General features: G+C 62.1%; 20 protein-coding genes and 1 pseudogene. 1 reads left to right on the top strand and 20 read right to left on the bottom strand.

Translation table 11 applies throughout. From position 1 onward, the window contains the following. From H3O04_RS00740 to H3O04_RS00720, 5 genes and pseudogenes are all read right to left on the bottom strand, one after another. The coding region (locus tag H3O04_RS00740) for a hypothetical protein (protein WP_202586869.1) at positions 1-596 on the bottom strand (596 nt) is incomplete at its 3' end. Further along, positions 589-1,281: a nucleotide-binding protein gene (locus H3O04_RS00735; protein ID WP_202586868.1), complete on the bottom strand. Its 693-nt coding sequence runs from the start codon at positions 1,279-1,281 to the stop codon at positions 589-591. The genes H3O04_RS00740 and H3O04_RS00735, both read right to left, overlap by 8 nt. Before the next feature lie 9 nt (positions 1,282-1,290). Further along, a complete protein-coding gene (locus H3O04_RS00730; RefSeq protein ID WP_202586867.1) occupies positions 1,291-1,746 on the bottom strand; it encodes a hypothetical protein in 456 nt (151 codons plus the stop codon). A 1,419-nt stretch (positions 1,747-3,165) separates the two neighbouring features. Further along, positions 3,166-3,846: pseudogene (locus H3O04_RS00725) on the bottom strand (IS91 family transposase); the annotation flags it as partial. Between the two features lie 408 nt (positions 3,847-4,254). Then, positions 4,255-4,506: a helix-turn-helix domain-containing protein gene (locus H3O04_RS00720; protein ID WP_202586866.1), complete on the bottom strand. Its 252-nt coding sequence runs from the start codon at positions 4,504-4,506 to the stop codon at positions 4,255-4,257. A 797-nt stretch (positions 4,507-5,303) separates the two neighbouring features. Here H3O04_RS00720 and H3O04_RS00715 point away from each other — a divergent pair. Then, a complete protein-coding gene (locus H3O04_RS00715; RefSeq protein WP_202586865.1) occupies positions 5,304-5,732 on the top strand; it encodes a hypothetical protein in 429 nt (142 codons plus the stop codon). Between the two features lie 313 nt (positions 5,733-6,045). Here H3O04_RS00715 and H3O04_RS00710 read toward each other — a convergent pair whose 3' ends face one another. The 15 genes from H3O04_RS00710 to H3O04_RS00640 all read right to left on the bottom strand — a co-directional run bounded on the left by H3O04_RS00710 (position 6,046) and on the right by H3O04_RS00640 (position 22,257). Beyond that, positions 6,046-7,059, bottom strand: coding sequence for a relaxase/mobilization nuclease domain-containing protein (locus tag H3O04_RS00710; RefSeq protein WP_202586864.1), 1,014 nt, complete (start codon positions 7,057-7,059; stop codon positions 6,046-6,048). Between the two features lies 1 nt (position 7,060). Next, complete coding sequence (locus H3O04_RS00705; protein ID WP_237666111.1) at positions 7,061-7,558, bottom strand: plasmid stabilization protein; 498 nt, start codon at positions 7,556-7,558, stop codon at positions 7,061-7,063. 53 nt (positions 7,559-7,611) lie between these two features. Further along, positions 7,612-9,120, bottom strand: a complete 1,509-nt coding sequence (locus H3O04_RS00700; protein WP_202586862.1) for an LPD7 domain-containing protein — start codon at positions 9,118-9,120, stop codon at positions 7,612-7,614. A 47-nt stretch (positions 9,121-9,167) separates the two neighbouring features. Continuing rightward, the gene (locus H3O04_RS00695) at positions 9,168-11,012 is read right to left on the bottom strand and encodes a PriCT-2 domain-containing protein (RefSeq protein ID WP_202586861.1); all 1,845 of its coding nucleotides are present in this window, start codon (positions 11,010-11,012) and stop codon (positions 9,168-9,170) included. Beyond that, entirely contained in the window at positions 11,009-12,745 is a 1,737-nt protein-coding gene (locus tag H3O04_RS00690; RefSeq protein ID WP_202586860.1) for a type IV secretory system conjugative DNA transfer family protein, read from the bottom strand. Before H3O04_RS00690 ends, H3O04_RS00695 begins: the two co-directional genes overlap by 4 nt. Next, positions 12,742-13,143 (bottom strand): hypothetical protein, encoded by a 402-nt coding sequence (locus tag H3O04_RS00685; RefSeq protein ID WP_202586859.1) that lies wholly within the window; start codon positions 13,141-13,143, stop codon positions 12,742-12,744. The genes H3O04_RS00690 and H3O04_RS00685 overlap by 4 nt, the downstream gene beginning before the upstream one ends. Before the next feature lie 7 nt (positions 13,144-13,150). Then, positions 13,151-14,269 (bottom strand): P-type DNA transfer ATPase VirB11, encoded by a 1,119-nt coding sequence (gene virB11, locus H3O04_RS00680; protein WP_202586858.1) that lies wholly within the window; start codon positions 14,267-14,269, stop codon positions 13,151-13,153. After that, on the bottom strand, positions 14,266-15,507 hold the full coding sequence (gene virB10 / locus H3O04_RS00675) for a type IV secretion system protein VirB10 (RefSeq protein ID WP_442862821.1): 1,242 nt from the start codon (positions 15,505-15,507) through the stop codon (positions 14,266-14,268). The genes virB11 and virB10 overlap by 4 nt, the downstream gene beginning before the upstream one ends. A gap of 4 nt (positions 15,508-15,511) precedes the next feature. Continuing rightward, complete coding sequence (locus H3O04_RS00670; protein ID WP_202586857.1) at positions 15,512-16,354, bottom strand: TrbG/VirB9 family P-type conjugative transfer protein; 843 nt, start codon at positions 16,352-16,354, stop codon at positions 15,512-15,514. After that, positions 16,351-17,061, bottom strand: coding sequence for a virB8 family protein (locus H3O04_RS00665; protein WP_202586856.1), 711 nt, complete (start codon positions 17,059-17,061; stop codon positions 16,351-16,353). The genes H3O04_RS00670 and H3O04_RS00665 overlap by 4 nt, the downstream gene beginning before the upstream one ends. A gap of 198 nt (positions 17,062-17,259) precedes the next feature. After that, positions 17,260-17,955, bottom strand: coding sequence for a P-type DNA transfer protein VirB5 (gene virB5 / locus H3O04_RS00660; RefSeq protein ID WP_202586855.1), 696 nt, complete (start codon positions 17,953-17,955; stop codon positions 17,260-17,262). A gap of 16 nt (positions 17,956-17,971) precedes the next feature. Next, on the bottom strand, positions 17,972-19,138 hold the full coding sequence (locus H3O04_RS00655) for a type IV secretion system protein (RefSeq protein ID WP_202586854.1): 1,167 nt from the start codon (positions 19,136-19,138) through the stop codon (positions 17,972-17,974). Next, the gene (locus tag H3O04_RS00650) at positions 19,135-21,573 is read right to left on the bottom strand and encodes a VirB4 family type IV secretion/conjugal transfer ATPase (RefSeq protein WP_202586853.1); all 2,439 of its coding nucleotides are present in this window, start codon (positions 21,571-21,573) and stop codon (positions 19,135-19,137) included. Before H3O04_RS00650 ends, H3O04_RS00655 begins: the two co-directional genes overlap by 4 nt. A 1-nt stretch (position 21,574) precedes the next feature. After that, positions 21,575-21,895 carry a type IV secretion system protein VirB3 gene (locus H3O04_RS00645; protein ID WP_202586852.1) on the bottom strand — a complete coding sequence of 107 codons (321 nt, stop codon included), beginning with the start codon at positions 21,893-21,895 and terminating at the stop codon, positions 21,575-21,577. Positions 21,896-21,912: 17 nt separating this feature from the next. After that, a complete protein-coding gene (locus H3O04_RS00640; RefSeq protein WP_202586851.1) occupies positions 21,913-22,257 on the bottom strand; it encodes a TrbC/VirB2 family protein in 345 nt (114 codons plus the stop codon). Between the last annotated feature and the right edge of the window lie 51 nt (positions 22,258-22,308).

Genomic DNA, 22,308 nt, shown 5'->3' with positions numbered 1-22,308 from the left:
GTCATCACCAACAGGCCGCCGACCACCAATCCGTGGCACGCCCTCACGATTCGCCGCATGGTGACCTGCTCGAACGACGCGAGCGCCGCGTCGAGCCGCTGCCGCTGTTCACGCGCCGCAACCGCCATTGCACCCACGAGCCGGTTTCCGGCGACCCGTGCAATCCGGTTCGCCGCGCGTCGCGAGAGGACATTCAGCGCCTCCGCGTTCAGTGCCGCGAGTACGGCACGGTAGCGCGCCTCCTGCTCGCTGGTCATCTGTTCGGCCAGTTCAATTGTCGCCTTGCAGCGCGCAAGCGCATCGCGGTGCTGCTTCATCAGTGCATCCGTCGCCGCGCGGGCCTCGGCCTGCACGGCATCGAAGTTCCCCTTACCCGCCTGCCGAACGCGCTCCGGTATCGCCTCGTAGAGCCGCGTGTAGTATTCGAGCGCCGCCAGCACCGACCACAGTGCATCGTTGTCACGCAGGTTCAGTGCAGCCGATAGCCGACGCATACGCAGCAGGCTTGCATCGTCCGGCTTTTCTCCGCTGACTTCAAGAAAAAGTCGCGCAAGCGGATCGGCCGGACGCGCGCGACGCGAACGCCGCTCAGGCATCACCGGTCACCCGGGCGAACATCGCGTCGTAGCAGGCGCGCCAGCGCAGCAACTCCGCGCGCTGACCGATGGGCAATGTCTCAACCGCCTTGCTTACCGACAGCCGCTGACTGCGAAGGTCGTCTGCAACCCGGTCGGCCAGTTCCGGAAAGTCCAGCGACTTACCCTTCACCTCAATGCTCTTGCGCAGTTTCGAATCCTGATACAACACGAAGCGTTCCGGCGCGCCATACAGGCCATTGCGAACCACATGCACTGTTGCATCCGGGAACGTCTCACCGAACTGCCGCAGCAGTTCGAGACTGTCGCGCTGGCGATTGATGACCCAGAACACGACGAGCCGCCGCCCAAGTTCATCGAGCGTCGTACCGAGGGTCGCGCCATACCGCGTGATGCCATCCTGATTGCGTGCCGCCGTACTGACCACCACGACTGCATCGCGATGTTCGTCGCAGTAGTTCACGAAATCGATCCAGCCACCAGCCTTGTCCAGGTCGAATGACGCGCACGCGATCTCGCCATGTACCGCACGCATCACATCCGGGTTCGACGTGTCGTTCTCTACCAATACAGTATTCACACCCCGCCGTTGCAGGTGATCGACCAGTGCGAGCGCGACCACGCTCTTGCCGACACCGCCCTTGCCGCCGCCCACGAGATAAATGGGATTGACTGTCGTGTCCATTTCGACTCCCTACAGATCGTCGGTGTCGGGCCGGATCGCAAATCCGAGCGTGCCCTGCACCGGCGTCGGTTGTCTAGTTACGGTCTTTCCCCCGTCCTTGCGGACCTGATTCGTGCGCGCCGGAGCATCAGGCGGCCGAGCCGCCGGACCACCCGCCTGCCCAGCCGCACGCGTGCCGGATGACGCGCGTGTGCTACCACTTCCGGCGGTGGCGCCCTTTCCGGCAGCGCGCAGCGCATAGCGGATCGTTCCTGCCGTGATGTCGATTCCGTGCGGCTTGGCCTGCTCCGCGATCTGCTCCAGTGTGTAGCCCTTCGCCTGTGCCGCACGCACACGTGCGCGCATCTCCTTCATCGCCTCGCGTACCGAAACGTTCCGCTCGGCATCAGGTTTCTCAGGCAACGCATCGAGCGCACTCGCAAACGCCTCCCATTGCGCCTTCGCATAACACTTTGCGACAGGCATACTCACTCTCCTGCGCACGCCGTAACGCACGGCCTCGTCGTCATCGTGCGCAGGACATGCGCACGCGTCAACACCATTTTTACCGACGGACTGCGCACGAGAGAACGGTCCGGAAGTCAGGGGAACACCGTGGGAAAACGCACTTTTTTTCGCACGTGGTCCGCGCACAACAGTTTCGCCATCACGCATGACCGCTCGCATGTGCTTTGCGCGACGCTCACGCTTCGTGTCCCGCAGTCCGCCCAACATTCTCCTTCAGCACGCCCGTTCATTCACCCCGGCAACAAACGTTTGACACACTGGGGCGCGCAGTTCACCGCACCTGTACGACGCAGCTTGAACGCATGACGGTTCACACCCATTCACGCAATCAGTACGCGCACGGCTGTGCCCATCGTGCTCATCGCATGGAGATGCCGTACGCCTTTTGAGATTTGGGCCACACGCAAATCGCTCTACCGATACGCCAGCGCTTCGCACTTTTCAGAACAAGGAAAACGCGCTGCGGTGCGTAATCTCGAGACAAGAGAAGCACACCGGGACGCACAACATCACGCACGAGGCTGTGCAACGCTTACGCACTCACATACGCACGGCGTTTACTCTGGACGGAGTGACCTCGACGCAAAAACCTCGCACGCCGTTCGCACGCGATACGCCGGTGCCATAACGGACATTGACGCGAGGACGGCGCGCTCTACGCAAAACGTTTACGCCGGGCGACCAAAAATGCACTGAAAACATGGGATGGCAGGATAGGCTCTCGCCGGTTTTGGGCACCATGGAGATCTCGACGTCAATCCGTCTGTCAGCGACGCGGGAATGCGACCCTTGTACGCCCCGTTCTTGGAGCAGCACGACGTGTCCGCAAAACTCGACCCCTACTCACGTGCGCAGTCCACAGTGGCGCGAGGACTACACCGCTGACGGTAGGCAAGGCTTCGACGGTACGCGAAAGGTGGGCCGCCCATTTCTGCATTTTGCGAGTGAGGCGTACGCCTCGCTCAACAAGAGCGGAGTTCGGCGCTCACTGGCCCATGGGGGCGCTAGCGTGCTCAATCAACAATCGTTAAGGTTTATTCGATGCATGCCATCGGCCCCAGGAATGTGCATACCGCCGCGCATGTCGGCAGGCGTCGAATAAGCCCGATGGACGAAACCGCGGGGTGCCCCGATGCGGTTGGAGGCTTTGCGGCTATGGCGATTGATAGGCCGGGATGCTCAGCGGTCTCGGATGCGACGCGGTCAGGCGGGATGCAGGACGGGCGCGGACGCCGTAGCAAATCGGTGCAGTCGTGCAATCGCGATGATGAGGCAGGCGTGTGTGTAGCTTCGCGAAGCGACACACACAGACGTCCTCGCGTGGGTCGCGTTGCCGCATCGCCGACGTTGAACAGGGAGATCGAGGAACCGTGATGCTCATGTCTGATGTCGTCGTATTGGCGGTGCGCGGATCGGGGCGCTCCGCGCGAGGATGTCGATGACGATCATCGGTGCACCGCAGTGCCGGCAGATGAAGACGGGCCAGGTTTCGGTGACGGCGTCGTCCGGTGACGGACTGATCTCGGGTGCAACGCGCAGCAGCTCACGCACCTTGGTGAGGCTGGCGCGGCGCACGGGGTTGGCGAGCAGCCCGTAGTGACGGATGCGATGGAAACCACCGGGCAGCACATGGAGCAGGAAGCGGCGCATGAATTCGCCTACCTCCAGCGTCATGGTCTTGTAGCGGGTGCGCCCCTTCGCGCGGTAGTCCTTCCAGCGGAACGTCACGCCACGCTGATCGAAGGTGACCAGGCGCTGGTTGGAGATGGCGACGCGGTGTGTATAGCGTGAGAGGTACTCGAGTACCGCCTTAGGTCCGGCGAACGGGCGCTTGGCGTAGACCACCCATTCGCAGATACGTAGCGGCGCAAGGCACCGGGCGAAGGTGGCACGATCAGCGAGCCCGGTGTACTCGCCGAAGAACTGCAACTGGCCATGCCGGTGGGCCACTTCGAGCGCTTCGAGGAAGCGCCGGCGGAACAGGCGTGAGAGCACGCGAACGGGCAGGAAGAAGCGGGGCCGGCAGGCGATCCAGCGCTCACCGTTCCGATTGTCACCAAACTGACGGCCGATGCCGAACATCCGGTCCTTGCGGGCTATGGCAGCGCCCTCCTCCGCAATTTACTCGCCCGATACCGGCCATTGAGCGAGGGCGAACGAGACCTCCGCCAGTCGAATTGGATGCCGACCACGACCGGCGGCTAGTAGCCGAAGTGGGGCGGACGGTCTGACGCTGTCTGTTTGATCTAGGTCAGCCTTATGCACGTCAGATGCCTAATCCTCACAAACTGCAGTACCGCCCCGCATTGCTCGTAATGCTTTGACAGCAGCCTTACGCTACGCCAGGCAGAAGGCCGGCCATCTCGAAAGTCAAAAATTGGGTCGGCAGCCTAGACGCGACGAGTAGACGAAAAAGGTAGCCCACGAGTGCTTGCCCCGAGACAGTAGGAGCCTTAGCACAAGAACTCATCCTTTCCCAAGTTCCCGTTTCGTCCCGGTAGTCATATCGAACACCAGTAGAGAAGACGGGGGAACGCCCAAGGTCTCGGCCAGCACGCAGATATTATAGAGCGCGACATTGCGTTGCCCCCTTTCTATACCTCCCAGGTAAGAACGAGCCAGCCCGCTCTCGAGAGCAAGTCGCTCTTGCGACCATCCCTTGGCTTTGCGAAGTTCCATTAACCGTCGCCCAAACAGGCTTAGCGGGTCGTACTGCATTGGCATCTCTAATAATCAGATGCCCAAGCGTACGGATTTGACCTGTATAAGACCACGCTCTATGATTACACTCACTATGAGTGACAAAATCGCTATGGACGCCACTTTTTCTTGGCTCGGCGAGCCTCGCGTAGCGTGAGGCGTCGAGTGTCCGGAGAACCACCGTCGCATAGGCTTTTCACAAGCCTAAATGCACAGGAACACCGCGGACTGCGCAGACTCAACGAGCAACTCAGTCAGGCGGAACTGTGGATCGGTCGTCGTGGCAGCGAAATGGCCACGGCCTATAGTCTCGCCGCAGCACAGGCACGGCACGTTGAACAGTTGGACGAGGACGTAGAACTGATCGCGACCATTCTGTTCTTGTCGACCGACGGCAGAGCCGTTTCGCGCGATCACATAGTAAGTAGGATTGATATCCCTCTTTCTCCTGGCGCCGTCGGCGAGCCAGTTGACTCCAATGCGCAACCGACGGAACCCTGTGAGAACGATCCCGAAGCATGGTGCCCGCTATTTCTCGATCTGTATGAACGTGCCTTGCAAAGGGACGTCACGAAGCTGCTAAGTATCCGAGCGTTCTGCATAGATATCGCGCTTATTCAACAGCAACTCCGCTCATGGTAATCGGTCTTATCTGAACGAGGAAGAATGGACCTGAGGCCGGACGGGCGGGCGAATGTTACTCCGCCGGCAGCGAGATTCCTGCTTTCCCTTCAACCAAATCCGCGGTAGCCAACAAAAGGCACACTACCATTCCGATAGGCCACGGCGAACCACAGTGATGTCTGGAGACTTATATGAATTCGCACAAGCTGATCATCGTCTCAGGTGCCATCCTAGCGGTTGTCGGAGGAGTCCAACAGCTAAGTCGCCGCTGCCGACGCAGATTCGGTCACAGCATTTTCAGTATGCGCGGTTTTTGGCTGGCTGCTATCGCCATCAATCTCGTATGGTGGGGATATTACGCATGGGCGACCGCTTCGCTCCATCATGTGCCGACGTATGTGGGAATCGCCGTGATGGCCTTGGGAATTGTTGCGGTCTCAAAGCTCGTACACGAAAACGTACGGGAAACGAACTTCATGTACGGCATCGGCGGGTCGTTGCTTCAGCTCGTGCTGTTTTTTCCCGTCACGCTCTACGGCCTACCGCTCGTCGCCATCGCTTTGCTTTTCCTGCTCTTCGCGACGTATAAAGGTGCGCCCGCTTGGCTCATCGACCCATGAATCAATCGCGGTGGAGATATTCCATCGAACACGCCTGACCACGCATATCGCAACGGACCAAGAGATAGAGCCTCGCTGCAGTTCTGCACATTGCACCCCGTCCGCCATGGTGCCTGCCCGTCGGACGTCAATCCAGTGGATAGCGTCAAGCAGCACGGCCGGTCAAAATGATTGTCGCCCTCCAATCCAGACTATGCGGTGATGGATGCCCAGCGATAGAGGTCACAGGACCGAGGACAGCAAGAGCGCGCCACAACGCCTGCTTTGGATGAAACATCGCGGCCCGTTGACTTACGCGCTCCCTACTTCTGGATCAGCGCTCAATGTCCGGGTCCCGGCCACCGCGTTGATCGCCGCGCTCAGGTACTCTCCGATCTTCATGCGTCGGCTCCGTTTCCGGCCGGGCCTCGGGAGCGGGGGCCTGTTGCCGCACTGGCATGGCGCGTACGAAATCTACAATGCTGGCGGCCATTGCACGATCTGCCTTGACGGAGGATGCCGCCATCGACCGCGCCACCTCCCGCCACGCCGCAAATACGCCATCGTGGACCCTCCATTCCGCCTCTCGGTGCTCTTCGGTCGCCACGGCACGCCAGTACATCGGCACTTCACCGCGCGCGAGCATGTGCGTGACGCCCTGACTGGGGTATCTTTTTGTCACGCCACGTGTACGTCGGAGCGTGGCGTTTGCGTCGACACCATGCTCGCGAAGCTGTTCCGCAAATCGCTCACGCCAGCGCCTCAAATCCTGTTTGCGCGGATTGAGCCGGCGCCCATCCGGTCCCCTCACCTGCACGCTCAGATGCACGTGGGGATGCGGCTCGTCGTCGTGCGCGGCGAAGACATACGCACGCCCATCTCCAAATTCGAGTGCCGCAAAATCACGAGCAGCATCGCGCACGGCCTGCCGGTTTGTTCCCGGCGGCATCGATAGCAGGATATTGAAAACCTCACGACGGTGACTTGTCTCCGGTATCCCCCATCCGCCCAACTGCCATGTCCGGGCCAGATCGCGCACAGCCTCGGCGCCCGCGATTCTGTCTCCATTTTGGTCTTCGAGCTCGACGCTCCCGTTGCGAGAGATATAGCGTAGATGTCGCCGCACTGCGCCCATGCCTTGCGCACTCGACGCCTTGTTGGTGATCTTCACCATGACTTCGGGGGTGCGCCGAAGGGTTCGCGCCAGCTGTTCACGCATGCGCTTTGCTTCGCTGCGCAATCCCGCGCGAGAAAGCCGCGGCGCGCGGGCGTGTCGAAACGGTTCTTGGAACAGCCGATCACCCCAATTCAGTAGCATGGCATCGATGTAAATCTTCGGATAGGCCATATCATCGGCTCCATCGATCAAGATTCGCACGAATCGCAGCCGTGACGGCGCACAGGTGCGCATCGATCTGTTGCCGAACCGCGCGCAGATTTGGCTCGCTACCGGGCGCCAAGCGTCCCAACGATGCATCACGCGCAAGCTGTGAGAGCCAGCGGCTAACCGCAGCAAGGTGTTGATTCGAATCGGACAGCAACGTCATCTCAATTTGTCCAAGCTGCGGCTCGCGGGTCAAATGCGCACGGATGAGCGCCACGATCCAGCGGTTACTCGTCAAACCAGACGCAGCGGCCCGCTTATCGACCTCCTCAAGTTCCGAGCTGGTCAACCTGACCTCAATGCGTGTGCGGGGCTCATCGATAGCGGTCGATCGAGTCACGATTCCGGCAGGCACATTACTGTCGCTCTCATGGGCATCGAGCGCGGCCGCAATCAACTGCCGCACGCCCTCGGCAGTTGTCACTCCGCGCCGCGCGCACCATGCCTCCCAGACCGGGCGCATTCCCGCCAGCTCGACACACAATCGCTCACGGACGCGCATTTCCAGACGCCCGTTTATCGCGCCGGTAACGACGGTTCGGCAGGTGTGAGCTCAAGCTCGCGGGTCCGCGTGCGCTCCGGCGCTGGACGCGCGCGGCGCTCACGTTCGGATGGCGCCTCCGTGTCGAAGACGCGCGGCCGGGGTACCGGAATCCCATCCCTGGCAAACGCATCGAGCATGGCTTCAGCACGCTGTCGCACCCGCGAGATCGAGCGGGCACTAAATCCCTGTTCACGCATGGCGCCAGTCAGCACCGCCAGATGCAACACCTTGTCTTCGTCAGACACCGCCAAGCGCGATCGTTCTCGCCTATCCTTACTCGCCCCATCCGCCGGTGCCGCTGCAGCATCGGGCGCCTGTTCTGAACGTGCCTCGGATACGGTCGCAGACCGGTGGTGATCGGCGAGTTCGACCTGCCAGGTATTCCGGTATACGTCCTTCTCTTCCTTCCCAACCATCACGCCCTGACCATCAAAGATCGGGGCCTTGATCGTCACCATCCGACGACCCTGGTTTTCCAGGACAACGCGCTCTCCCGGCTCAGCGTGCGACTCCTGAACCGCGCGCTCGAGATCCACGCCCCAGACGACCTGATCCGTGCCAGCGGCATCCCGAAACACCACGTAATAGGAGTCGCTTCGGGCGGGATTGTTCTGATACGGCGCGTGGCCGTGCTCTCGCAGTTCCCCTGCATACCGGCGCGGCGCTTCGGGTTCGTCACTCGCAGCCTGCAGCCGTGGATCCGAATACTCCCTGGCCTGGGGCTGGTGCCTAGCTCCTAAGCGCCATGCATCGCTAGCGCCAACGCCTACAGCTGGCGCTTCATCACGCGACGCCGAGACTGACGCTCTTTCGGGACGTTCATTGGCAGGCGCGGGCGCCCCGGACGGAACTACCGAAGCATCCGTCTCAATCCGATTGTTCAGTCGCGCCTGCCGCGCATCAGCCAAACGAGCGAGATCCGCTGGCTTCGGCTCATAGCCGCTCACATCGATCCCGAGTACCGTGGCCTGCAACCACACTTCACTGCGAAACGCTTTGTGGCCCGAGACGCGAATGCGCCGCCACGACTTGGCAGCGGCCATGTCGACCATCGATTCCACCACGTCCGGCCGATTGTGCTCCGTGACGAGATAGAGACCCAAATCCTCGAATGCCAGTTGGTACGGGGCGTCCTTCAAGAAATACCGGTGGCCCTCGCGCAGATAGCGCTTACGCACACGTTCGGGCGCCTGCTCCAGCGGTACCCGTGCAGTTCCGTTGTTTGCTGCTGGATTGTCCGCGACCGCGCGTGAGTCAGGGTCTAACCTTCGTCCGTCGTCTCGGATCGCCTGGTCGCGTAGACGTGCACGAGCCGCGTCGAATTCGCGACGGCGTCGGGCTGTCACAGCGACCATCGCAGCTTCGTCGACCAGAGCATTACGCCGTTCACCACTCGACTGCGCTTCAGCACTCGGGCGGCCGAAAACGTCTTGCTCGATCACGTTGATGATTGGATCGACGGGGGAAGAGATTTCGGTCATTGTGCGACTCCGTTAATGATTTGCCGCGATTGGCGACTCTAAGGCCGCTAGCGATCAGGTCCGGGCGTGTCCTGCGACGCAGCGCGCTCCTTCGACTGCTCCAGAGCCGCCGCGCGGGCCTCCCGCACGCGAGCCCACGATCGCGTCTGTAACTGATCGAGCATCACCTCGAGGTTCGGGCTGAAATTCAATTCGCGAGCCGACTTCTTCAGCGATCCCACCGCCCGTTCAAGCAGGTCGCGCGCGCGATCCCACGGATAGACTTTCGGGCGGTCGCCGTCGTATCCGACCTGTAGCTCGGCGCCGTTCAGCCGGGCGTTCTCGTCCATCCATCGCAGTCGCTCGGACACGAACTCCATCTGCACCTTTGGATGGAAAACCACGCTGCGCGTAGCAACCTCCTGGATGAGGTAGTGCTCGGTGTTGAAGACCTCGCCGCGGTAGGGCCCGCCGTTCTCGCGAGGCGTACCCATCCGCAGTGGTGACCCGAAACGATGCTCGGCCAGCGCCCTGACCTCGTTCGGCACGTCCGCCACGGCAAACAGCGGATCGCCCACTGGGGGACGCGTCGGCGCGAACTGTCTCGAGGGGACTGCAGGCGAGTCATCGGTAGCCGTGGTCGTGGCAGGAGATTCGGCCGTACCCGAGACTGCCAATGTCGCGGGCGATTCCGGCGCAGCTACCGGCTTCGGATCACTGCGCTTCGAGCCGCGACGCCGCGACGGCTCCTGCGCTTCAGTCACCAGCTTTTCCTTCACGTTACCCATCACATCCTCCTTCTGTTCGTCCGGCACCATTCCTGTTTCCAAATCCGCCGCTGCCCCGAGGGTCGGCGGCAACGGCCCTTCGTGCCGATACACTATCTCTCGAAGGCGGTCGCCCACGCTCGCGAAGCCCGACAGCACCGCCATGTCGTTGAAGTCAGTGGGCAACTTGTCATCGATCCGCTCCTCTTTCGCAAATACCGGCAACGCCAGATGGGCATGCGACGCTTGCACAGCCTCCCGAGCCTTGGCTTCGCCAGGGCCAAGGTCCGCCAGTACCACCAGCTCGGCCTCGGGAAATCGCGCTCGCAGAATCGCGGCAACCTGAGGCAGCGTTCCGCTCGACAGACTCGCCAACGCCACCCAGCCGGTGGCGCGGTGCGCCGACAACACCGTTGCCATCCCTTCGCCGATCAGAATCGGCGCGGCTGATTCAGCGTCGCTTGGTGCCTCCCCGGCAATCCAGTAACCGCCTCGCTTGAGTCCTCCGGCGAGCGACGACTTGCGTCCGTTTTCGTCGATGAGTTCGAGCGTCGAGATCGCCTCGCCGATCCAGAACGGCACCACGAGCACGCGTCCCGTTAGCGGCTCGCCCTCGCTCGCTGGGAGGTAGCCCAGCAACGCATGCAATTCGGGCGCTTCAAGCTCCCGCAGCGTCGGTACCGGCTCCAGCCGCTTGCGCGCGAGATACGGATGCTCGGGGCCGACCGGTCGAGCCCATTCCCAGATCGCGTACGCCTCGCGCGCTACCGCCGCGTGCCGGGTCCGTTGTCGCGCTTCTTCATGCGCTCGCTGCTCCAGCACAACGGGGCGCGGCGCAAGCGCGGTCGTCATCTGGTCGGGGTACAGTGATCGCTTCAGATTGAAACCGTGCTGGCGGGCAAGCCAGAAGAGCGACGCGAGCGTCGTGCCACCCGTCTCCTTCGCCGACCGCCAGGTTGTGCGCGCCGCACGCTCGTTGTAGTTGGCCGCGGTACGGCTCCACTCGTCCCAGATCTCGAAACCGGCATCGCCCAGACCGTTCTTGAGGGCAAAGGCCATGTCTACCCACGTGCCATAGTCATCCGCGGGGATCACCGCCAGCGCTGCCCGCACGCGCACCGTCTCGTCCACGTAGGGCTCGCTCATTGCCGTGCTCCTTCGACCGGCACAACGTTCGACGCGCCGCGCGATGTCGAACCACGTTTCGCTCGCGTCCATCGGACAGGCCGCAACTCAGCAACGTCAAGGTCCGCAACCGTTAGCTGCCGGGTCGCTCGTGTAACGCGTTCTGCCGGTACACCGAGCAGCAGGAAATGCCGCTCGACGTAGGCGGTGACCTCGTCCTCGTTCATATCCGACAGGCTCGGCGGCAAATCGCGTGGATCCCACGCCTGCAGAATCTCCAGATACTCGGCAGGCAGATGGATATCGCCCGCGCCCTCGAAATCGACGTCTTCTGGCTGCACCTCACGCAGACGCCGCTCCACCTGAGCCGTAAAGCGCGCGAGATTCACTGCGGGGACCGACGGCGCGGCGACTATGCGCGAGGCAAACTCTGGATCGCGCCAGTAGCAGATCTTGTCGGCAAGGATCGGCTTGGTGTTTTCGAGGACGATGATTTCCTTCTCGCGCCCGAGCTCTTTCAACTCCTGCGGCAGCAGCAAGGGGCGCCGCTGCTCGGACAGGCTCTCGCTCGCCCCACCGCGGCCACCGAACATGGAGCTTGGGCGGCTGATGCTTCGGGATTGTTCGGTGAACGTCCCGAGCATCTCGGAGTAGTCGTTCGCGTCCTTCTGCTCACGGGGTGCGTAGAGGATCTGCATCGCGTGATTCGTAATGAACGTGCGTGCATCGGCACGTCCGTAGACGGATTCCAACTGCGCGATCGACTGGACAATGGAAAGCAGCCGCAGGTTGTAGCCAGCCATGTAGGCGACCGCACGCGCGATGATGTGAATCTTTCCGATGGCCGTCATTTCATCGAGCAGCAGCAGGCACTGAAAGCGCAAAGTCGGATCGGTTTCGGGCAACTGCTTCGTGTTCAGGTTGACGAGCTGCGAGAACAGCAGATTGACTACCAATGCGGCTTCGGAGAGGTGGTCCGGTGTAACGCCGATGTAGATGGACATGCGACGACGGCGCACATCACGCAGATCAAAATCGTTGCTGCTTGTCGCGGCATCGACAATCGGATTCGCCCAGATCGTGAGTGGGGCATGGAAGGTCGCGAGGATGCTCGCGAGTACCTTGTCATCGTTCGACAGGAAGCGGTTCAGTGCATCGACGCAGGGGCCACTTAGGAGCCCACGATGCTGAACCAGCGCGCGTTGCAAGTACGATTTCACAGGCATGCCGTGGCCCGACGACTGCCGCAGCACCTCGCCCATCGTGACGGGATAGTCGGGTATCGACGCGCCCTTGCCTGCCCTTCGCGCGTCACGCCACTCGCAGAGCAACAGCACGATGCCGAGAAACAGATTGCGCGCCTGGTCCTTCCAGAAATCATCGTGGCCGCCGGCCGGATACAGCGCGTAGCCGATGGCAAGGATGTCACCCACACGGAAGAGTCCGTCCGAGATCGCCGACATCGGGTTGTACCGGTGAGTTCGGGCATCCTCCGCGAACGGGTCGAACAGATACACGTCCTGCCCGTGCGCCCGCCGAAACCCCGCGGTTAGCGCATAATTTTCGCGCTTGATGTCGAGCACGACGACTGAATCGGGGTAGCTCAGCAGATTCGGGATCACGATACCGACGCCCTTGCCCGAGCGCGCGGGGGCGGCCAGCAACACGAACTGCTGACCATGAAAACGCAGGTAGCGCCCGCGCCAGACGCCAACGACCAGGGCAGGTGCATGAGTGTTGGGCGGCGCGTTCATAGCAACCCCGCTGCGCGGATTTCCGCTTCGCTGGCGAATCGGGCACTGCCATACAGACGCCGCCGTCCGGTGCTTTCCCAGAGCGTGTACAACCCGATCGCGGGCCCGCCCACCGCGGTGAGCACGCCCAGCAACGCCGCACCGGCCAGACGCCGTCCGGCGTTCGGCTTCTGACCGTGCAGCCACGCGAGTGACACGTCCGGCCAGCCCCAGAGGCCGGCATGCAGGGGGTTCATCCGGAGGCTGGCGTAGAGGAAGAATGAGGCGGCCCACAGCGAGGCCAGCACACCGCCGGCGACGACGGCTGCCATGGCGAGCGCAACCAGGGCTGACCGTGTGTGAAAAGCAGCGGCGCCAACACCGTTCACAATTGTTAAGGATTTGCCGTTCGCGTTCATATCGGCCTCACGCGAAGGTCGTGCGCACCTTGCGCACCGGGTCAAACCAGATTTCCGTCATGCCCCAGCGCTTGCCAATCTGCTCGCCGACTTCGTTGTAGAGCGGATGGGCCTCCATGTGCGCCACCGCGTCGATCGTCAGGAACAGCAGTCTCTTGAGCGCGCCATCGTCATATGCCGCGGCCTCCGGATGCTCCTTGGCCATCAGCGCGAAACGCTCGACTGCGACCGTAGCGTTCGGCGCGTGATAACTCGTAATCGACCCCGCGTGACCGGTCGTTAGTAGTTTCAGGAAGTCGTAGGCTTCTGCGCCACGCAATTCGGCTAGGAGCACGCGGTCAGGGCGCATGCGCATCGCACTGGCGATCAGGTCCGCCGGTGTCACATGTGCTTGCCCATGACCGCCCTTGCTGTACGTCAGGTGCACACAATTTTCGATGTGCGGCAGGAAGAGTTCCCGAACGTCCTGGATCGTCACAATCCGTTCGGTCGGCCCAATGGACCGGCACAGTGTCTTCATAAAACTGGTTTTGCCGGAACCCGTGTTGCCAACGATGACGATGTTCAGACACCCGGTCACCGCCAGCTCGAAAAACGCGCCATGATCCCGCGCTTCGAGGCAATCGACGAGCTTGCGTGCCTGGGGCGGCAACATCGGCAGTACAGCGTCGAGCCCACCCGGCCGGTGCCACACCGTATCGTCGAACAAACCTTCGTCCCGGTAAGCATCGAGCGTCTTCTCGCGCGAAGACGGTCGCCGAATCGTGATCGAAACGGTGCGCGATGGCACTACGGGTGGCACCACAATCTGGATGCGTGCATCCCCCGGCAGCAATGCCGAGAGCACCGGATGCTGGGCCGACACCTCTTGGCTCGTCAGCGTGGCTACGGCGACCGCGAACGACATCAGACGCTCGTAATCAAGCTCGGCGTAGTCATAACCCTGCCAGCCACAATGCGTTTCGGTCAGCACGCGCTGCGGCCGGTTGATCACAAGCTCCGTAACGTCAGCATCGTCGAGCAGCGGCGCGAACGGTCGCATCAACTCGCGCACCGATGCGTCGTCCGGAAGCCGCGCGAGCACGATGTCGTCGGCCGGTTTCGGCATTTTCGTCTGCAGGCTCATTTCGATCCCTCCGGTTCGAGGGCATACACCGATCCGAAATCGAGGTCGCGCGCCACCACGATCGTGAACTCGGCGCCCTGGTTTTGCGTCAGCGTCGGCGGAATGTTGATGGTCCGATCCAGAACGTGCGAGGCCATGTCATTGCCTTGCTGCTCGGTGTTCTGATAGACGACGGAGCTGTTGCTGTTCCCGCCGCGTGTGGCCAGATAGCCGATCGCGTCTTGCGTCATGCCGAGCAGTAGCGCCGCACCGATACGCTGCGCCCAGTGGCTGTCCACGTAGCCGTCGATTCCCATGCGGCCGAGCGCGTCGGCCGCCGGCGAATCAATCTGGACCGTCACCCCATCGGGCGTCTTGATCCGCGCGGCAAGAATGAAGGCCCGCTTTTGGCCGGGCGCAAGGTTCGAGCGATACTCACTGTTGATCTGTGAACCCCGCTCGATCAACACCACTTTGCCGTCGTCGGAATAGACGTTCTTCGTCACCGTGCAGGTGGAGATGCCCGCCTCGGTCGAATCGAATGCCGTGTCGCCCGCACAGTCGATCTTTGCGCCCTGGGCCAGAACCAGGCTCCGATCACCGAGCATGCTCGCGCGTACCCGCGGTGTGGCAGTTGGCGTCAACGCCTGCGCAAGCGGTCCGGTCCCGCTCTGCCCCAAGGCACCGGTTGCACGACCAGTCACGCCCGCGCCCACCGCCGAAGCTTCGGGCGCGACATCGGTCCGAACATCTCCTATCGACAGCTCGCCTTTCCCGCGACCATCGACCTCGGGCGGCCAGCCCGTGGTTAGAAGCGGCGCATCGTAGTAGCTCCGCGCCGGCCGCATCGGCCGCGCCGAGACAGGTGCGCGATTCACGACAGGCGCGGAAGATGCCGACTCGACACTTGCGGCCTTCGGTGCGGAAGCCGCACCCGTCGCCGACGGCGGCACGTCATTAAATATCCGCCCGCCCGGCGCGGCTTGCGCTATCGCGTCGCGACGCGCTTTCGCCTGCGCGTCGTGACGGACAAGAAAGGTATGCACGGTCCAGACCGCGCCAGCACCTGCGACGAGAATGACCACGAGCGGCGTCAGCCACCAGGCCCGTGGTCGTGCGCTTCGGTACTGACCAAGCGCAGGCATGCCGCGATCCGCAAACCCGCCGGCCCGGAGATCGGAATCGCGGTCGCGTGCATCCGCTCCCTGGTCGACAGGCCGATCCGGCTCGATCGTGTTGGGAGGCCGATGATCGTTCAACGGGTCATTCATCATCGTGGCTCTGCAAAACACGTCTCACGCCGTCGGCGGTCGTGCCATTGCGTGGCGGCACACCGTCCATGTCATAGGCGTCATTCCAGATTCCCACGACCTCGTTGCCCAGACGAAGCACGAAGCGTTTGGCCACCTCGTGAACCACGATCGTGTCGCCATCCATGTGCTTGTCGACCGTGCTTTCAGTGCCGTCTTCCGCCACGCGAAAGATCGCGGGGATGCGCCGGTTGGCCGGGATGCGAATGTAGGTAAATCGGCCGTCGTCCCACGCCGCGGTCGGCGCGGTATCGTCCGAGTGAGGCAGGACCTGCATCGAATATCGAGTGTTACGGACGATGGGCGGTTGCGCCAACCGCCGGCCAACCAGCGCAGCATCGCTTTGGGTTTGCGCCTGTGCTTTCGCTTGATCCGGATAGACGAAGGCCACGCGGTACATCTCCTCGTCGTTGCCGAATTTGGCCTTCAAGGGCAACACCACAAGGTCGAAGCTGTAGCTACGCCTGTCGGTACGGATCTCCAGGTTCGAGTTGTGCGCTGCGAGTTGCGGCTTGAGGTACACGTCGTGGTCACCCTTGTTTGCTACCACCTGCCAGCCGTCCCGATCGCCGGGAGCCACCACCTGAATGTGCTCTTGCGGATCGAGGGCAATGTGCGTTGCAAAGCCGCGTTGCGCCTCGATACGTACGACCGCGTCCGGCCGATAGACGACCTGCCGTACCCGCGAGTCGTCGGACCATCCTGGCACGGTATAGGCACGGGCAACGGGATTTACCGCAGCCAGACCCGCCAGCCAGAAGACCCGCAGCACACGCCATTTCCAGTCGTCTCTCATGGCATCGCTCCTGCTGCTGCGGCCGCCGATGACGCAGGCGGCGTGTACTCCGGGTCGCGGCTATAGGCTGTGACCTTGAATCCAAACGGATCCGCGATCGCGACGCTTTCACGCGTGAAGACCTGCGGCCGATACGTGTAGGCGAGCGTGATCACGAAACGCTGGGGCGGCTGCGCATTCGCTTCGCCGTTCTTGGACGTCGTGCGCTCGATATGGACGACCGCGTGGCCCGGTTCGTCAGGCGGCAGCGTGGTCGAGAGAATCCGCACGCGCCGCTCGATGTTCGGCCCGAGCTGCCGGTCGAGCGCGTCCGGGCCGCTATAGATCGAGCGGTAGTCGCGCGCGACCACGTCATCGCTCATGGCAAGCACGTCGTCGTAATCCATCTGCAACAGGCCCCAGTCATAGCGTTCGCGCTCACGCACGTATGTCTCCACCCAGTGCTTGTCCTGGATTTCCTTCGTATAAACATGCCGCGCATCAAGCACATCGATCACTTGCGCCTCGCCGGTCAGGCGGTCGACCTCGATTGGCATAGGAACAACGCGATAGAACGGGACCATGACGGCAAGCGCCGCCACGCTCAACACAGCGACGCCAACCGCGCCGTAAGCGACATGCCACGCCCGCCGCTCCGACCGCTCCTGCAGATGCGTCAGCGACGCCTCGATATCAAGCACACGCCCGTAGTCGTCAGGGCTATTCATCGTCCACCTCCCCCGACAGGCGCGTCAGTCGATGCCGACGAGTCCGACGTTGCCGGGACAGGTTGAACGTGGTTGATGGGTACCCGATGTAAGCCATCCGGCAAAACCGGCTTAAGTGGCTCGAGATGACATCCACTAATTAGTATTACTACGTTCATAGCGAGAGAAAATAGAAAAAATCCGCGCATCATCGTCCCCTCAGTTCCCGAACGAAGCCGGTACCATCTGGTCCTGCAATCGCGTGGTGTTGCCCGCCCGGCTCAGTATCAGTTCGCTCTGCTGCTCAGCCACGAGCTTGTCCTCCGTATCGGCGAGCATTCTGAAGAGCTGCAGCTTCGTCATCTCGTTACCGACGGCTGTGCTCTCCGTCTGAATACGGGCTTGCAATTCAGCGACGCCTTTGGGATCCTGGGTGATGTCGATCTGTTGCATCAGGCTCTGGATCTGGTTTAGCTCCTGAAGCTCCGTCTGATACGCCTGCATACCAAACGCCTTGTCCTGGAATGGCTTATTCAGCGCACGCTGACACAACTGCTGATCGATGCCGGCCTGGTCGCCACAGTCGTAGATCTCGCTCGCCGAACGCAGGGCTTGAGCGCTGCCAGTTAGCCCCGCGTAACCTCCATGCTGCACAGCCGTATAGACGCTCTGCCAATTCGACGGCAGGGAATTCGCGAGCACGGGATTACTCAGCAACGCGCCGAAGCCGCGGGTACCGACGGTTGACTGGTAAATCTGGATTTCCTGCTGAACCTCTTGCTCGAGCTGCCCGACAGTCGCAATGGCCTGGAGTACGTTCTGAGCATCGAAGACCGGGATGCCTTGGGCATGGCTGGAAGAACACAGCACCAGCCATACGATTGAAGCGCCCACTAACTTGAATTGTCCTGTCATGATGACCACCTCACATTCAAACGCCTTGTTGCCCGAGATTGGCGCGCGCGACCCGCTGATAGGCCGGCAATGTGCCACCTCCTGAACTCCCCGGTCCGCCGCCACCCGAGCCCGTCTTGTCGCGGATCGTGCCGCCTGGCCGTGGCCCACTCCCGCCGCTGGTGAGCGCGCGCCCGATCAAGCTGGCGAGGCGGCGAGATGCGACGCCCGCGACGAACGCGCCAAAACCGGATAATGTCGCGCCGCCGGAAAGACCGGATGCCACCGCCGGCAATTGCCAGCCGACCATTGCCAGAAAAATCGCGGTCGCAAACATGCCCAGCGCTGCGCCCCACGCGGCCGACGCCTCGAGTGCCGCCTGGCCCGCAGCGACGAGTGCGCCTGCGTTTGAGCCTGGCGGCTCGGTCGTCACCCGGAACGGTGCAAGTTCGGTGGAAAAGGCCGTCAAAGCCATGCCCAGAAAGGCCGCTACCAACACCTGCAACAACGCATAGTTCGCGACCTTCGCGGTCCACGCCTCGAAAAAACGCGCGGTCGGCGCAAACGCTGCGCAGGCAATGAAGACGGGCCCAATGCCGAGCACCAGATCGAGCAGCATCCTCGCCATGACGACTTCGAACGCGAGCACGATGAGGAAGATCGAGCCGCCGAGGGCCGCTATAAAGCCGCACACGATGTCGCCGATACCGGCGACGATGCCGGTGAGACTCAGCCCCTCATGGGTGGCCTTCACGGAGTAGGCGTCCAGCACCAGATCGACTTGCTGGTCATAGCAGTCGAGCATCTGATAGATGCTGGTGGCGCTCGTCGCCGTCACGGCGCTGCCGCTGGCCGAGCCGCAGCCGGGATTGCCTCCGCCGGTTGTATTGGCTGCATTCTGGATCGTTTGAGCGAGCCCTGCGGTGGCACCATTGATGGCTGTAACGACCTGCTGCTGATATAGACCACTGCCGAGCGCGAACGCGAGAATGGCTGCAACCTTGAGCCCTCGCCACGCAACCGCCGGCACCGGCTCCTGTGCCTCGCCTCGCACGATTGCAAGGCCGTATGCAAGTACCCAGATGGTGACCGCGGTCGTCGCGACAGGAACGAGTGCTCCTGACAACGCCGACGACACATTCGTCACATAGGTGGACATGCCGTTTTCGAGCGTGCCGCCGATGGCAGTAAAGAGGCCGCTCATCGCGTCCCTCCCGCCTGCGCCGCTCTACGCCCTGCCAACTGCTCACGGAACACCGGCAGCCAAACGTCGGGATCGTCACCCACCCGCGCGCGAACGGCGTCGAGCAGCTCGACGTTATCCGTCGTGCCGGAGAGCACGTCCAGCACGTCACCAAGCCCCTTGAGATCCAGCCTGCCGATGGCGGACTGATGCCCCTGCTTGACCAGGAACATGCGGCTGTTCTCGCCGAGGTTGCGCACGATGTTGAACTCGGCCTCCGTAAGCTTGAAGCCGTGGACGTAATCGTCGTGATCGGCCCGTGGATTGGGCAGGAAAAAGAAGGTCCCGCTTTGCTCGATCAGTGCGCGAGCGATATCGCTTATCAATACGTCGGCAGGCGACTGCGTGTCAAAAATTCCGAGCCCGTTCTGCTTGCGGATGGTCTTCTGTTTGTTCTTCGCAAAATCGGTGAAGACGGGATCATCGAGCCGCTTCCAGAACTCGGTCATCACATAGATGAAGCGACGGCCGTCAATCACACTCTCGGTCCGATGAAGCAGGTACATCGTCACCGGCGTCGAGACCTCGGCGTCGTCAAGCAGTTCCGTGTCGTCGAAGCCGAACAAGCCCGACTGTGCCAACTCGATGCGATCGGTGGGATTGTCTAGCACCCAGCCAAGCCGCCCGCCCGAGCACCATTTGGTCAGACGCGCGTGCAGGCTGTTCTCGCCCACATTCGGCAGGAGCTGCCGCACCATGGAGAGGCGGCGCAGCGGCTTCTCCATACGCGCGACCTCGCGAACTGCCCGCGAGACGTCGAGCTCATCCTTCGCGGACAGCAGCGTACCGCTATCGACGAGCTTGCGTACCAACCGCTCCCAGAAATCGAGCACGAACTCGGTCGGCTCCATCTGGAATGGATTCAAGCCCGTCGGCTCGCCACGGCGGAAGACCGTATAGAGGCCGCCCATTGCACGGATCGCGATCTCGGTACCGCGGTCCTTGTCGTAAAGCACCACCGTGATGCCATACTTCATCGCCATTGCGAGCAGGAAGAGTTCGAGCACCGTCTTGCCCGCGCCGGCCTGCCCGACGATCTGGGTGTTGGCGAGCGCCTTTTCGTCGGCAGAATCCTGTTTCTCGGCCGTCACGTGGAAATTAAGATACAGCGGCTGGCCGCTCGGCGTCTTGACGATCGTGATCGCTTCGCCCCACGGATTGCCCTCGCGCTTGCCGGTGGAGAAGTTATGCAGACTGGACAGTCCGCAGAAATTGCGCGAGGTGAGCTTCGCTTCGCGCGCCCGATAGCGCCAGTTTCCAGGCAATTGCGCAAACCACGCCGCATCGGCAACAAGGTCGATGAGCGCGGTCTGGAAGCCTGCATCGGCGAGCTGCGTACGAGCCTTCGCCACGTTTCGAGAGAGCCCGTGCAGCGTGTCACCGAGCACTGCGAGCGAGTAGTGATATTCGCCGAGGACAAAATCGCCGTTGATCAAATCGTTGAGTGCCTGATCCATGGCCTCGACCTGCGACACCGCGACATCCTCGCCCGCAATCAACTGGTTGCGCTGCCGCTCGAGCGCCTCTTTCGCGCTCGGCTTGTCGAGAATCGTGAAGCTCTGCGTTTCGATGTATTCGAAGTCGCCATAGAGCAGGCCGTTAAGCATCCCCGGCTCGGTGTCCTCAGGATAGTCTTTCAGATCGAGCATCGCAGCAAAACGCGTCTCGCCGGGCATACGGAGCTCGAGCTTTTCGGCGCCGACGAAGAGGCGTGACGTGGGCAGCGCTTCACGGATCGGCCCGGACGGGAGCGGCTGGGTCTCCCACGCTCCATTGACGAGATAGCCGAGTAGTTCCAGCGCCGACGAATACCGGCGAGGACCTCTCGCAAACGGGCTTGGCTTGCGAAACACTCCGAGCGCCACCGGGTCGTACGCTGTAAGGCCCGCCTCGACCTGAGCCGCGAGCTCGCTCATCACCTTGAGCGCTTCATGTTGATCGCGCCGGATGTCATCGAGCGTTCGACGCGCGGCTCGACTGAAAAGGCGCCCCAGCGTCGCCCGGTTAGGCCGATAGACGAGCGTGAGGTAGAGCTCGTTCGCCATCATGCGATACCCGGCAAAGCTCGCGTAGTAGCGCGTCGCGAGCTCCTGACAGAACCGGTTGGCATACGGCGTGGCGAAGTGATCCCAGACGCGCCGGCGCAGCCGATGCGTCCAGAGCGCTACGTGGCCACCCGGCAGTGCGCGCACGAGCTGGTTGAATCCGTCGTGCCGCACGGCGATGTCCGCCGGATCGGCTGCCTCAAAAGAAATTCCTGCGATCTTCCAGATCTGCAGATAGTCGCCTTCGCGGGTCTTGATGACTTGATCGGTTACGTGGGCCGAATACGGTATCGTGCCAGCGATCGGCACTTCCCGGTTGGCGACAGCGACGAATTGAGGGGCAACGCGCATGTCACGCCCTCCCCTTAAGCCGCACCGGCGTGTAGGCATGCGTGCCCCAAAACCGCCGGTTTCTTTGTTGAAACCGCATCCGAAGACGCAACGCGTACTGCGCAAGGCGCTGGTCGTCGTGGCGCGTGACCATGCGCATCGCCACAAACACCGGAATCATCAAGAACAGGATGCCGACGCCCAGTGGGGGACTGACGAGCAGCGCCCAGATAGCCGGAATCAGCATGGCGCCACCGGTGATGAGAGCCGGCACAAGCGGCACACCCCACAGCATCGCGGGACGCGTACAGCCCTTGAAAACGGGATCTTTGAGAGAGTTCATGATTCGTCGCCCGAAGATCAGCCGCCCGTCGGGATCAGCATGCCGGCAATGACCGTCGCGCAGCCGACGAATAGTCCGCCAATGAAGACATTGGCGATGTCCCCAAATCGCGCGTGCTGGAACATCATCCGAAAGCCCGCCCAGATAATGGAGATCGAGCAGATCACGCCACCAACGCCAAGTAACGTCGTCTGGATCGTGCTCAGCAGCGTGTTGACCTGCGACAACTGCGCCCAGGCCGGGGATGCGACGAAAAACACCGATATCGTCAATGACACCGTTCTGGCCCACTGTCGATTCGGGCTTATTCGACGCGTCGATCCGTGCCCCATCCATGCTTTGATTCGCGCTCGCAGTTTCATCGCTTGCTCCCATCTATTTCCCCGGCGTCAATTGCCCCATTCATCCGGTCA

It is taken from the genome of Burkholderia sp. KCJ3K979, assembly GCF_016759955.1.
Taxonomy (GTDB): Bacteria; Pseudomonadota; Gammaproteobacteria; order Burkholderiales; family Burkholderiaceae; genus Burkholderia; species Burkholderia orbicola.
The sequence above is the reverse complement of the archived record's forward strand: the minus strand, read 5'-3'. Positions and strand labels throughout refer to the sequence as shown.

Coding starts and splice junctions, on each gene's coding strand:
- H3O04_RS00735 (WP_202586868.1), bottom strand. CDS start 1,281: ATGGACACGACAGTCAATCCCATTTATCTCGTGGGCGGCGGCAAGGGC.
- H3O04_RS00730 (WP_202586867.1), bottom strand. CDS start 1,746: ATGCCTGTCGCAAAGTGTTATGCGAAGGCGCAATGGGAGGCGTTTGCG.
- H3O04_RS00720 (WP_202586866.1), bottom strand. CDS start 4,506: ATGCAGTACGACCCGCTAAGCCTGTTTGGGCGACGGTTAATGGAACTT.
- H3O04_RS00715 (WP_202586865.1), top strand. CDS start 5,304: ATGAATTCGCACAAGCTGATCATCGTCTCAGGTGCCATCCTAGCGGTT.
- H3O04_RS00710 (WP_202586864.1), bottom strand. CDS start 7,059: ATGGCCTATCCGAAGATTTACATCGATGCCATGCTACTGAATTGGGGT.
- H3O04_RS00705 (WP_237666111.1), bottom strand. CDS start 7,558: ATGCGCCCGGTCTGGGAGGCATGGTGCGCGCGGCGCGGAGTGACAACT.
- H3O04_RS00700 (WP_202586862.1), bottom strand. CDS start 9,120: ATGACCGAAATCTCTTCCCCCGTCGATCCAATCATCAACGTGATCGAG.
- H3O04_RS00695 (WP_202586861.1), bottom strand. CDS start 11,012: ATGAGCGAGCCCTACGTGGACGAGACGGTGCGCGTGCGGGCAGCGCTG.
- H3O04_RS00690 (WP_202586860.1), bottom strand. CDS start 12,745: ATGAACGCGCCGCCCAACACTCATGCACCTGCCCTGGTCGTTGGCGTC.
- H3O04_RS00685 (WP_202586859.1), bottom strand. CDS start 13,143: ATGAACGCGAACGGCAAATCCTTAACAATTGTGAACGGTGTTGGCGCC.
- virB11 (WP_202586858.1), bottom strand. CDS start 14,269: ATGAGCCTGCAGACGAAAATGCCGAAACCGGCCGACGACATCGTGCTC.
- H3O04_RS00670 (WP_202586857.1), bottom strand. CDS start 16,354: ATGAGAGACGACTGGAAATGGCGTGTGCTGCGGGTCTTCTGGCTGGCG.
- H3O04_RS00665 (WP_202586856.1), bottom strand. CDS start 17,061: ATGAATAGCCCTGACGACTACGGGCGTGTGCTTGATATCGAGGCGTCG.
- virB5 (WP_202586855.1), bottom strand. CDS start 17,955: ATGACAGGACAATTCAAGTTAGTGGGCGCTTCAATCGTATGGCTGGTG.
- H3O04_RS00655 (WP_202586854.1), bottom strand. CDS start 19,138: ATGAGCGGCCTCTTTACTGCCATCGGCGGCACGCTCGAAAACGGCATG.
- H3O04_RS00650 (WP_202586853.1), bottom strand. CDS start 21,573: ATGCGCGTTGCCCCTCAATTCGTCGCTGTCGCCAACCGGGAAGTGCCG.
- H3O04_RS00645 (WP_202586852.1), bottom strand. CDS start 21,895: ATGAACTCTCTCAAAGATCCCGTTTTCAAGGGCTGTACGCGTCCCGCG.
- H3O04_RS00640 (WP_202586851.1), bottom strand. CDS start 22,257: ATGAAACTGCGAGCGCGAATCAAAGCATGGATGGGGCACGGATCGACG.